Source organism: Comamonas sp. 14P8.1.4 (assembly GCF_057799285.1).
In genome coordinates this window covers 78,073-89,215 of sequence record NZ_JBYOKN010000011.1, presented here as the reverse complement: position 1 = coordinate 89,215, position 11,143 = coordinate 78,073, and the positions used below count along the sequence as shown (strand labels likewise).

11 protein-coding genes and 2 tRNA genes are annotated in these 11,143 nt (G+C 59.9%); 5 read left to right on the top strand and 8 right to left on the bottom strand.

Going from position 1 to position 11,143, the window contains the following annotated elements; translation table 11 throughout:
* Window positions 1-69: 69 nt before the first annotated feature.
* The 8 genes from AC27VO_RS14240 to folC all read right to left on the bottom strand — a co-directional run bounded on the left by AC27VO_RS14240 (window position 70) and on the right by folC (window position 7,479).
* A tRNA-Glu gene (locus AC27VO_RS14240) sits at window positions 70-145 on the bottom strand.
* A gap of 45 nt (window positions 146-190) precedes the next feature.
* Window positions 191-266 (bottom strand) — tRNA-Ala (locus AC27VO_RS14235).
* Window positions 267-327: 61 nt separating this feature from the next.
* Window positions 328-1,734 carry a glutamate--tRNA ligase gene (gene gltX, locus AC27VO_RS14230; protein WP_488667374.1) on the bottom strand — a complete coding sequence of 469 codons (1,407 nt, stop codon included), beginning with the start codon at window positions 1,732-1,734 and terminating at the stop codon, window positions 328-330.
* Complete coding sequence (locus AC27VO_RS14225) at window positions 1,731-2,945, bottom strand: O-succinylhomoserine sulfhydrylase (protein WP_488667373.1); 1,215 nt, start codon at window positions 2,943-2,945, stop codon at window positions 1,731-1,733. Before AC27VO_RS14225 ends, gltX begins: the two co-directional genes overlap by 4 nt.
* Before the next feature lie 185 nt (window positions 2,946-3,130).
* On the bottom strand, window positions 3,131-4,639 hold the full coding sequence (purF, locus tag AC27VO_RS14220) for an amidophosphoribosyltransferase (RefSeq protein ID WP_488667372.1): 1,509 nt from the start codon (window positions 4,637-4,639) through the stop codon (window positions 3,131-3,133).
* An 83-nt stretch (window positions 4,640-4,722) separates the two neighbouring features.
* On the bottom strand, window positions 4,723-5,214 hold the full coding sequence (locus AC27VO_RS14215; RefSeq protein WP_488667371.1) for a CvpA family protein: 492 nt from the start codon (window positions 5,212-5,214) through the stop codon (window positions 4,723-4,725).
* A gap of 34 nt (window positions 5,215-5,248) precedes the next feature.
* Complete coding sequence (locus AC27VO_RS14210) at window positions 5,249-6,130, bottom strand: SPOR domain-containing protein (RefSeq protein WP_488667370.1); 882 nt, start codon at window positions 6,128-6,130, stop codon at window positions 5,249-5,251.
* 23 nt (window positions 6,131-6,153) lie between these two features.
* The gene (gene folC / locus AC27VO_RS14205; protein ID WP_488667369.1) at window positions 6,154-7,479 is read right to left on the bottom strand and encodes a bifunctional tetrahydrofolate synthase/dihydrofolate synthase; all 1,326 of its coding nucleotides are present in this window, start codon (window positions 7,477-7,479) and stop codon (window positions 6,154-6,156) included.
* 47 nt (window positions 7,480-7,526) lie between these two features.
* Between folC and AC27VO_RS14200 the strand changes: the two genes are divergently transcribed.
* From AC27VO_RS14200 to argG, 5 genes are all read left to right on the top strand, one after another.
* A complete protein-coding gene (locus AC27VO_RS14200; protein WP_488667368.1) occupies window positions 7,527-7,886 on the top strand; it encodes an ArsC family reductase in 360 nt (119 codons plus the stop codon).
* 133 nt (window positions 7,887-8,019) lie between these two features.
* Window positions 8,020-8,436 carry a hypothetical protein gene (locus AC27VO_RS14195; RefSeq protein ID WP_488667367.1) on the top strand — a complete coding sequence of 139 codons (417 nt, stop codon included), beginning with the start codon at window positions 8,020-8,022 and terminating at the stop codon, window positions 8,434-8,436.
* 123 nt (window positions 8,437-8,559) lie between these two features.
* Window positions 8,560-9,234, top strand: coding sequence for a glycine zipper 2TM domain-containing protein (locus tag AC27VO_RS14190; protein ID WP_488667366.1), 675 nt, complete (start codon window positions 8,560-8,562; stop codon window positions 9,232-9,234).
* Between the two features lie 130 nt (window positions 9,235-9,364).
* Complete coding sequence (gene ppnP, locus AC27VO_RS14185) at window positions 9,365-9,682, top strand: pyrimidine/purine nucleoside phosphorylase (RefSeq protein ID WP_488667365.1); 318 nt, start codon at window positions 9,365-9,367, stop codon at window positions 9,680-9,682.
* Between the two features lie 95 nt (window positions 9,683-9,777).
* Window positions 9,778-11,109 carry an argininosuccinate synthase gene (gene argG, locus AC27VO_RS14180; protein WP_488667364.1) on the top strand — a complete coding sequence of 444 codons (1,332 nt, stop codon included), beginning with the start codon at window positions 9,778-9,780 and terminating at the stop codon, window positions 11,107-11,109.
* The last annotated feature ends 34 nt before the right edge of the window (window positions 11,110-11,143 follow it).

The window sequence follows — 11,143 nt, the reverse complement described above, 5'->3', positions numbered from 1 at the left end:
TGAACTACCACTCCGCGGTAGAAAGCTATTTATTTTTGCATTTTTTGCAAAGATCAAGTGCTTCAAACTTGGCGACCCTACGGGGATTCGAACCCCGGTACTCACCGTGAAAGGGTGATGTCCTAGGCCTCTAGACGATAGGGTCAATTCCTAGAACGATTCTGATTTTTCAATCAGCCGTCAATAACTTTGGTGGAGGTAAACGGGATCGAACCGATGACCTCTTGCATGCCATGCAAGCGCTCTCCCAGCTGAGCTATACCCCCTCTTGACAACACGACCATTTAGTTACCGTGCTGTGCAGAGCCTCGAATTATAGACAGGTTTTCAGCGGTTTTTCAAACGCGCCAGAATTTTTTCACGTCCCAGCAATTCCAGCACCGCATCCACCGATGGCGTATGCGCCGTACCCAGTGTCAATACACGCACGGGCATTGCCAAAACGGGCATTTTGACGCCCTGGGCCTTGAGCACTTCCTTAATGACAGCCGCAATAGCGTCCTTGCTCCACTCCACAGTTTCCATGGCCGCAGCAAATGCGCCCAGGATAGGGTTGGCAGCTTCAGTCACATGCTTGGCATAGTCTTCGGCATTGCGCTCCACGCTGTCCGTGTAGAACAGCTTGGCCCAGTTGGCCAAATCCACCAAGGTTTCGCAGCGGTCTTTGAACAAAGCACAAATGCGCACAAAGCGGTCATCGGCATCAATGACCGACTCCGCGACACCCGCCTTGATCAAGAAAGGCTTGGCCTTGGCAGCCAAGGCCACGTCATCCATGGCTTTCAAGTGCTGGGCATTCACCCAACGCAGCTTGGCTTCGTCGAACTGGCCTGCGCTACGACCCAGGTGATCCAGGTTGAACCACTCCAGGAATTGCTGGCGCGAGAAGATTTCGTCGTCGCCGTGGCTCCAACCCAGACGTGCCAGGTAGTTCACCATGGCATCAGGCAGATAGCCTTCGTCGCGATACTGCGTCACAGCCTTGGCGCCATTGCGCTTGCTCATCTTTTCACCTTGCTCGTTGAGCACGGTGGGCAGGTGGGCAAAGGTGGGCACTGCCGCACCCAGCGCTTCGAAGATGTGAATCTGGCGCGGGGTGTTGTTGACGTGGTCATCACCACGAATCACGTGGGTGATGGTCATGTCCATGTCATCCACACAGACGCAGAAGTTATAGGTGGGCGTGCCATCAGGGCGCGCGATCACCAGGTCATCCAGCTCCGAGTTCTGAAACTCGATGTGCCCTTTGCACTTGTCGTCCCAACCCACCACACCATCCTTGGGGGTCTTGAAGCGCAGCACAGGCTTGACGCCTTCGGGAATGGCGGGCAACACCTTGCCGGGTTCGGGGCGCCATGTGCCGTCATAACGGGGCTTTTCCTTGGCAGCCATCTGCTTTTCACGCAGCGCATCCAGCTCTTCCATGCTCATATAGCAGGGGTAGACATAGCCCTTGGCCTGCAGTTGCGCCAGCACTTCCTTGTAGCGCTCCATGCGCTGCATTTGATAGAACGGGCCTTCGTCATGACCCAGCTCCAGCCACTGCATGCCTTCGATAATCACATCCACCGATGCCTGGGTCGAACGCTCCAGGTCTGTGTCTTCAATGCGCAAGATGAAGTCGCCGCCATTGGCCCGGGCAAACGCCCAGGGGTACAAGGCCGAGCGGATGTTGCCCAGGTGAATAAAACCGGTGGGCGAAGGTGCGAAACGGGTACGAATTTTTTGTGTCATTGGTAAGTGTCCAGTCCGCGAGAGAGGTCGGCCTTGATATCGTCCAAGTGCTCCAGACCCACGGAGATGCGAATAAGTCCTTGGCCCACACCAGCGGCCTGGCGCTGGTCTTCGGTCAAGCGGCCATGCGAGGTGCTGGCCGGATGGGTGATGGTGGTCTTCACATCGCCCAAATTAGCCGTAATGCTACACACCTGCGTATGGTCGACCACGTAGAAGGCATTCTTGCGCAGTGCTTCAGGGGTGTCGCCGTGCACATCAAAGGCCAGCACTGCACCGCCCATGCCATTTTGCTGGCGCATAGCCAGATCGTGCTGGGGGTGGCTCTTCAAGCCGGGGTAGTACACACGCGCCACCTTGGGGTGCGCCTCCAGCCATTGCACCAGCTCCAGCGCAGCGGCACTTTCAGCCTTCACGCGCAGCGACAGTGTCTCCAGGCCCTTCATGACGGTCCAAGCGTTGTAAGGCGCCGCATTCAAACCGCCACTGCGCAAGAAAGTACCCATGACCTTGTCGACCAAGGCAATGGTGCCGCAGACAGCGCCAATCATGGTGCGCCCCTGACCGTCCAGGAATTTCGTGCCTGAGTGCACCACCACATCCGCCCCCAGCTTGGCAGGCTGCTGCAGGATGGGTGTGGCAAAGCTGTTGTCCACCGCCAGCAGCGCGCCGTGGGCATGGGCCAGCTCGGCCAGCGCAGCGATGTCGCACAGATCGGTCAGCGGATTGGTGGGGGTTTCCGCAAAGAACAGGCGGGTGTTAGGCTTGATGGCAGCCTTCCACTCAGCAATATCGGTTTGCGAGACGAACGAGGTTTCCACCCCGAAGCGCGCCATCTCGGTGCCCAGCAGCTTGATGGTGGAGCCAAACATGGAGCGCGAGCAGATCACATGGTCACCCGCCTTCAAGGTGGTCAAAGCCACCAGCAAGATGGCCGACATGCCGGTGCTGGTGGCCACGGCGCACTCCGTGCCTTCCATGGCAGCCAAGCGTTTTTCAAAGCTGGTGACGGTGGGGTTGGTGGTGCGGCTGTAGGTAAAGCCTTCTTCTTGCGCAGCAAAGCGGCGGGCGGCTGTTTCGCAGTCGGGTTGTACAAAGCTGCTGGTCAGGTACAGGGCTTCGCAATGCTCACCCCATTGGCTGCGGGGCAGCGCCTCGCGCACAGCCAATGTTTCTGGGTGCAGGCCTTCTGGGAGCGTTTTCTCGGTCACGACAGCGATTCCTCAATTGATTTGGGTAAGGGGCAGGCCCAGTGCCTGCTTCATTGAAAAAAGGAGCAGCTTGCGCTGATCAAACAATGATTTCAAGGCTAAACCACCTTGAAGTGCTTATTTGACCTGCGCTAGCAGCTCCTCTTTCTATTGTGCCTGTGGGCTTATGACGCCCAGTTTAGAGCTTATTGCTCTTGGGCATTGGGCAGCGACAGGCGCGAGGTGTCTTCCGACTCTTCCTGCGCACCGGCATTGCGCCCTTCGTTCAGCGCGGTGACTTCGGCCTCGGAGATATCGCCGGTGACGTAAATACCGTCAAAGCACGATGCCTCAAAGCCGCGCACGGCGGGGTTGATCTTGCCAATGGTCTGCTTCATGGCATCCACATCTTGGTAGATCAGCGCATCGCAGCCGATCACCTGGCGGATCTCTTCCACGCTGCGGCCATGGGCCACCAGCTCTGACTTGGTCGGCATGTCAATGCCGTACACATTCGGGTAGCGCACGGGTGGAGCGGCCGATGCCAGGTACACCTTGTTGGCGCCGGCATCGCGTGCCATCTGCACAATTTCCTTCGATGTGGTGCCGCGCACGATGGAGTCATCCACCAGCAGCACATTGCGACCCTTGAACTCGCTGCCAATCGCATTGAGCTTTTGGCGCACCGACTTCTTGCGCGCACCTTGACCGGGCATGATGAAGGTACGGCCCACGTAGCGGTTTTTCACAAAACCTTCGCGATACGGAATACCCAGCAGCTGCGCCAGCTGCATGGCGCTGGGGCGGCTGGACTCGGGAATGGGGATGATGGCGTCAATCTCATCGGGCGGCACGGTGGAGATCACGCGCTTGGCCAGCGTCTCACCCATGTTCAGGCGTGCTTGATAAACCGAGATGCCATCGATGGTGGAGTCTGGGCGCGCCAGGTACACATACTCGAACACACAGGGGTGCAGCTGACTGTTGTCGGCACACTGCTCGGCATGCACAGTGCCATCGTTGCTGATGAACACAGCTTCACCCGGTGCGATATCGCGCTCAAACTGGTGCAGCGTACCTTCCAACGCCACCGACTCACTGGCCAGCATGTAAGTGCCATCCGCACCCTTGCCCATGCACAGCGGACGAATACCGAACGGATCGCGGAAAGCCAGCAAACCATAGCCAGCGATCAGCGCGATCACGGCGTACGAGCCCTTGATGCGCTTGTGCACCGCTCGCACCGCCTTGAAGACTTCGTCGTGTGTCAGCGGCGCGCCGCTGGTAGCGCGGCCAATTTCGTGCGCCAGCACGTTGAGCAACACTTCCGAGTCACTCTCTGTGTTGGTGTGGCGGTGGTCGGTGCTGGCCAGCTCTTCACGCAGCTGCTTGGCATTGGTCAGGTTGCCGTTGTGCACCATGACCACACCAAACGGTGCATTCACGTAGAAAGGCTGTGCCTCTTCTTCGCTGGCGGCATTGCCTGCCGTGGGGTAGCGCACCTGGCCCAGACCCACATTGCCCGGCAATGCACGCATATTGCGGGTGCGGAACACGTCCTTCACCATGCCCTTGGCTTTGTGCATGAAGAACTTGCGTTCCTGCTGAGTCACGATACCGGCCGCATCTTGGCCGCGATGCTGCAGCAACAGCAAAGCGTCATAGATCAGTTGATTCACAGGCGTGGTACTGACCACCCCGACGATTCCACACATAGTCGAGTTCCATCTATCTGCAGGATTGCTCCTGCGGTCTCTGCTTGCAGGCTGTGCCTCGATCAGGCCCAACCCTCACTCTCTCACGCGGAAGGCATCAGCCTTCCCCATTCTTCAGACAGGGCGGGCAAGATGCTGGCCACCGCATCGGCCAGCCACGGCGCCGCCAGCGATGCCGTCCACCACGCTTGCTGATGCAGCGGTGTGGACACCGCCACCACTGCCAGCACCAGAATCAGTACCGCCGCACGCAACAGGCCAAACACAGCGCCCAGGGCGCGGTCTACCGGGCGCAAGCCCACGGCGTCAATCAGCTTCTTGGCCAGGGCACTCAGCAGCCCCCAGCCAAACACCGCCACCACAAAGGTCAGCACAAAGCCCATGCCGTATTGCACCGTGGCATCAAAACCGTCGATGGGCAGCCAGGCCGCCACATCTTCTGCAAACAGACGGGCCACAAAAAAACCAGCAACCCAGCCGACCAGCGAAAACAGCTCAAAAATCAGGCCCCGCCACGCACCCAGGAGCAGGGACACCACGAGGATGCCCAGCAACACACCATCCAAAACAGCCATGAGGTTTTGCTCTCTATCTGTTCGTTCGGTGCAATTACAAGGTCAGCACAGAAGCTGCCAGCCCCAGCCCCTTGATGCGTGCGGCCGCCTGATCGGCATCACCGCGCTGCTCAAAAGGCCCCACCCGCACACGGGTGCGCTTGCCATCTTTGGTATCTACTGCCTGGGTATAGGTTTTCAGACCGGCACGCTCCAGCTTGCCGCGCACCTCGTTGGCTTTGGCCGCATCGGCAAAAGCACCCACTTGCACAATAAAGCGCCCTGACTTGCTGGCTTCGGCCTTGGCCGGGGCTGCCGCAGCAGCTGGCGCAGGCTTGGGTGCGCGACCTTCCAGCAGCGCACGTGCACGCTCAGCATCGCTGATGACGGGCTTCGCAGGCTCAGGCTTGGCGGCAGGTTCGGGCTTAGGCTCCGGTTTCACCACGGGCTTGGGCTCCGGCTTAGGTTCGGGCTTATGCTCTGGCTTGACTTCCGGTTTGACTTCGGGCTTGGCCGCAGGCTCTGGCACCAGACGGGGAGGCTCCGGCGGCTTGGGCACGGCCAAAGGCGCAGGCTCGTTGAGCACCAGCTCCTCACCCTCGCCCAAAGCGCCCTCAGTCACAGGGGCTGTGGACGGAGGCAGTGCAGTGGAAGGCTCTGTCTGCGTTTGAGAGCCCGGCACCATCATGGGCGCGACCTGATTGCGATCTGGAATCTCAATCGGCACATCCACAGGAATAGGACGTGGCTGGGTATCGAACAAGATGGGAAAACCAATCACCCCCAGCACCACCAGAACAGCAGCGCCAATGAGGCGGTGGCGCGCACGGCGGCGCATGTCATCTACGCTTTCAGCCTGCGCAGTACGAGAACGCCGCATGGGCGTTTGCTCGCTTTCCTCTTTCTGACCAGGCCAACGGAATTTGAAAAGTGCCATGAAGATGCGTCGCGTAGCGGACCTTATTCGCCCAAATGTTTGGCGTGCAGGCGAGGCGGCCCATCTTTCAAAACCTCACCTACCGTGTAGAACGAGCCAAAGACCACAATTCTATCAGCCGGGTCTGCCGCCTGTACGGCAGCATCCAGCGCTTGCTGCGGATTACTGAACAAGGCAGTGGTCACTTCACGGCGAATACCGCCTGCGGCCATCTGCACAGCATTCCACTTTTGCTGCAAATTGGCGGCAGACTCTGCGCGCTCGGTCGGCAAATCCGTGAAATACCAACGATCAATCAGGGGCCCCACCTTCATCAGCATGGGGGCCAGGTCTTTGTCCGCCATCGCGCCAAACACCGCATGGGTGGTGGGGTGGTAGCCCATGGCATCCAAATTGGCGGTGAGGGCCGCCACCGAATGCGGGTTGTGCGCCACGTCCAGCACCAGCAAGGGTTGGCCAGGAATGATCTGGAAACGCCCGGGCAACTCCACCATCGCCAAGCCAGTACGCACGGCTTGCGCGGTGACAGGCAGCACGGGGCGCAGGGCCTCATAGGCCGCCAGAACACCAGAGGCATTCATCAACTGGTTTGCCCCACGCAAAGCGGGATAAGACAGACCGGCATAACGGCGCTCCCGCCCTGCCCAGCTCCATTGCTGCTTGTCGCCGTCGTAATTGAAATCATGACCAAACAGGCGCAGGTCAGCGCCAATCGCGTGGGCATGGTCAATCACGCTTTGCGGAGGCACTGGATCGCTCACGATCACCGGACGTCCCGCACGCATGATGCCGGCCTTTTCGCGGCCAATCGCCTCGCGCGTGTTGCCCAGAATGGCGGCGTGATCAATGTCGATGCTGGTGATGATGGCGCAATCGGCATCCACCACATTGGTCGCATCCAGGCGCCCACCCAGACCCACTTCCAAAATGGCCACGTCCAGCTTGGCCACGCTCAGCATGCGCATGATGGCCAGCGTGGTGAACTCGAAATAGGTCAGCAGCACAGGCTCGCCCTGCAAGCGCGCAGCTTCTACAGCCTCAAAGTGCGGCAGGAAGTCATCGGCCTTCGCAATCTCGCCATGGATACGGCAGCGCTCTTCGAAGTGCACCAAATGCGGCGAGGTGTAGACCCCCGGCTTGTAGCCCGATTGCAAGGCTACGGCTTCCAGCATGGCGCAAGTGGAGCCCTTGCCATTGGTGCCCGCCACAGTGATCACCGGGCAGTCAAACTTCAGTTGCATGCGTTGCGCCACTTCGCGCACACGCTCAAGCCCCATGGCAATGGTTTGTGGATGAATTTGCTCGCAGTGCGCAAGCCATTCAGAAAGTGTGGAGAAAGTGCTGTGCATACAGTGCATGATTGTCGCGCACCCACGCATGCATCACCATCAACATCATGAGTACCAACAAGATTATTCGTGTTTACGGCATTCCAAACTGTGACACTGTGAAAAAAGCGCGCAATTGGCTGACGGAGCAAGGGCTGGATTACGAGTTTCACGACTTCAAGAAACAAGGCGTTCCCGGCGACAAGCTCCCCGGCTGGATGCAAGCCGTGGCCTGGGAGAAGCTGACCAACCGCCAGGGCACTACCTGGCGCAAGCTCGACCCAGCGGTGCAAGCCAGCGTGACCGATGCCGCTTCTGCCGCCCTGGTGCTGCAAGCACATGCCAGCGTCATCAAGCGCCCGGTGGTGGAATGGCCAGACGGCCGCGTGACCGTCGGCTTCAAAGCCGAAACGTGGCAAGCTGCGTGACCGTTAAGCCCTCGTACGCCCCGCCACCCCCCACTCCACGCGCCACTGGAACACCATGACCACCACAACCTCTGTGCAACAACTTGGTAGAGCGGCGGCCATTGCATGCGCCTGCTGTGCCATGCCCCACGCTGTGCTCGCACAACAAGCGTACGGCCGGGTGCTGGATGCCACCCCCATCTATGAACAGGTCGCCGTGCCCCAGGAAACGTGCGCCGACTTTGCCCGGCACACGCGCTGCGCAACCAGCACAGCAGTGGAGGAACAACTGGTCGGGTATGACGTGCTGTATGAATACAACGGCCAGCAATATGCGCAGCGCATGGCACGCAACCCCGGCAAGCGCGTGCCTATACAGACCACCGAGCCCGGGCGCAACTACGGCAGCAGCCAGCGCGCCAGCGCATCCGGTGCGACACCCGGTGCCAAGTCGTACGGCTCCGTCGCCCCCGGCGCGCCCGTCGTCGAGAGCATTCAATACCAAAGCAATGATCCGGACATTCCGGTGCTTATCGATATGCGCAAAGGCCGCCCGCCACACCAGCGCTGAGCGCGCGCATGCTTTACAGAGCCTTTACCTGAGTTTTACCCACGTAAAAGACAGCAGTTACAGCGCTTGCCTACACTGATTGCTGTATTCACCCTCACCGCCGCGTGGGGCAAGGAGCTTTATATGGGTAGCAAGCATTGGTTCACATTGGCAGCCGCCGCAGGCTTGGCCTGCGGCAGTGCCGTGGCCCAAGAGCAGGCACGCGTGCTGTCGGCCACTGCGGTGGTTCAGCAAGTCGGTGTGCCCCAGCAGTTTTGTGAAGATGAGCAGGTCTACAGTGGCCAGCCATCCAATGGCACCGGCGCCATCATCGGCGCCGTGATTGGCGGCGTGGCAGGCAATGCCCTCGGCCGCGGTCACAGCGCACCTCGTGGCTATGGCCCGCGCGGCCACGGCTACTACGGCCACCCCGGCTACGCACAGGGTTCCAACCGCGGTGCGGCCACCATCGTCGGTGCCATTGCCGGAGGACTGATTGGCAATGTGATCGAGAGCAGCAACAGCCAGCCACGCTATGACACCGTGCGCCGCTGCACCAATGAAACCGTCTATGAAGAGCGCACCGTCGGCTACGACGTGACCTACGAATACGCGGGCCGCCGCTACACCACCCGCACCGACACTTACCCCGGCGAATGGATGCCTGTGAACGTACAACCAGACCCGCACTACTACGCCCCTGCTACAGATGCCGGGTACTTTGTAGGCCCCAGCGGGGTCTACCAGCCCGCCCCTCGCGGCGTCGTGGTGACTGGTGGCGCCGCATACCCCAGCACTGCGCCCGGCTACTGGCGCTAACCCATTTCCCCATTTTGACACGGCCCCTGCCCCAGGGGCTTTTTTCTATGCGCGCCACGAAACCCCAAGGATGGCGCAGGTAGCCTAAAATGCATAGCTTCGATCCAAACTCAGCGACTACGCGTTAACCATGACTACCGAGCACTTCACCGGCGTTACCCTGACCACCAAAGCCAATGTTTACTTTGATGGCAAGTGCATCAGCCACAGCTTTACCCTGGCCGATGGCACCAAGAAGTCCGTAGGCGTGGTGTTGCCCGCTGCGCTGACATTCGGCACAGCCGCCGCTGAAATCATGGAATGCGTGGGCGGCTCCTGCGAATACAAGCTGGACGGCTCGAACGAATGGAAAACCTCTGCCGCTGGCGAGAGCTTCCATATCCCCGCCAACTCCAAGTTTGATATCCGCGTGACCGAGGCTTACCACTACATCTGCCACTACGCCTGATCACCAGGCTTGGCCGCAGATCAATTTCAAGCCTTTTAAGCCCCCAGCCCTTGCATAGCAAGCGCTTGATGCTCCTTATTTAAAGAGAATTTTTGATGGAAACCATCCTGCAAAACGTTCCCGTCGGCCAGAAGGTCGGCATCGCCTTCTCCGGTGGCTTGGACACTTCCGCCGCCCTGCGCTGGATGAAGAACAAGGGCGCCCTGCCCTACGCCTACACCGCCAACCTGGGTCAGCCTGACGAAGAAGATTACGACGCCATCCCCCGCAAGGCGATGGAGTACGGCGCTGAAAAAGCCCGCCTGATCGACTGCCGCACCCAACTGGCCAATGAAGGCATTGCCGCCATCCAGGCCGGCGCCTTCCACATCAGCACTGGCGGTATCACCTACTTCAACACCACCCCCCTGGGCCGCGCTGTGACCGGCACCATGCTGGTGGCCGCGATGAAGGAAGACGACGTCAACATCTGGGGAGACGGCTCGACCTTCAAGGGCAATGACATCGAGCGCTTCTACCGCTATGGTCTGCTCACCAACCCCGCGCTGAAGATCTACAAGCCTTGGCTGGACAACGCCTTCATCAACGAGCTGGGCGGCCGCACCGAAATGTCGGAATTCCTGATCAAGGAAGGTTTCGGCTACAAGATGTCGGTCGAAAAGGCCTACTCCACCGACTCCAACATGCTGGGCGCCACCCACGAAGCCAAGGATCTGGAGCAGCTGAACAGCGGCATCCGCATCGTCAACCCCATCATGGGCGTGGCATTCTGGAAGCCCGAAGTCGAAGTCAAGCACGAAGAAGTGTCCGTGACTTTCGAAGAAGGCCGCCCTGTGGCCCTGAATGGTCAACGCTTTGACGACCCCGTTGCCCTGTTCCTGGAAGCCAACCGCATCGGTGGCCGCCACGGCCTGGGCATGAGCGACCAGATCGAAAACCGCATCATCGAAGCCAAGAGCCGCGGCATCTACGAAGCCCCCGGCATGGCCTTGCTGCACATCGCTTACGAGCGCCTGGTGACCGGCATCCACAACGAAGACACCATCGAGCAATACCGCATCAACGGTCTGCGCCTGGGCCGTCTGCTGTACCAAGGCCGCTGGTTCGACCCGCAAGCCATCATGCTGCGCGAAACCGCCCAGCGCTGGGTGGCCCGCGCCATCACCGGTACCGTGACGCTGGAACTGCGCCGCGGTAACGACTACTCCATCCTGAACACCGAGTCGTCCAACCTGACCTACGCCCCAGAGCGTCTGTCGATGGAAAAGGTGGAAGATGCGCCGTTCAGCCCCACCGACCGTATTGGCCAGCTGACCATGCGCAACCTGGACCTGATCGACACCCGCGAGAAGCTGGCGATCTACTCCAAGGCTGGCCTGCTGAGCGTGAGCTCGGCCAACGCCCTGCCCCAGCTGTCGGACAAGTAAAGCTGACACAGCCCTACCGCTGCCCCCCAAAAAC

Bases quoted from the DNA above. Each gene is read 5' to 3' on its own strand.
- argG (WP_488667364.1), top strand. From the start codon at position 9,778: ATGGAAACCATCCTGCAAAACGTTCCCGTCGGCCAGAAGGTCGGCATC.
- AC27VO_RS14200 (WP_488667368.1), top strand. From the start codon at position 7,527: ATGAGTACCAACAAGATTATTCGTGTTTACGGCATTCCAAACTGTGAC.
- folC (WP_488667369.1), bottom strand. From the start codon at position 7,479: ATGCACAGCACTTTCTCCACACTTTCTGAATGGCTTGCGCACTGCGAG.
- AC27VO_RS14210 (WP_488667370.1), bottom strand. From the start codon at position 6,130: ATGGCACTTTTCAAATTCCGTTGGCCTGGTCAGAAAGAGGAAAGCGAG.
- purF (WP_488667372.1), bottom strand. From the start codon at position 4,639: ATGTGTGGAATCGTCGGGGTGGTCAGTACCACGCCTGTGAATCAACTG.
- ppnP (WP_488667365.1), top strand. From the start codon at position 9,365: ATGACTACCGAGCACTTCACCGGCGTTACCCTGACCACCAAAGCCAAT.
- AC27VO_RS14215 (WP_488667371.1), bottom strand. From the start codon at position 5,214: ATGGCTGTTTTGGATGGTGTGTTGCTGGGCATCCTCGTGGTGTCCCTG.
- gltX (WP_488667374.1), bottom strand. From the start codon at position 1,734: ATGACACAAAAAATTCGTACCCGTTTCGCACCTTCGCCCACCGGTTTT.
- AC27VO_RS14190 (WP_488667366.1), top strand. From the start codon at position 8,560: ATGGGTAGCAAGCATTGGTTCACATTGGCAGCCGCCGCAGGCTTGGCC.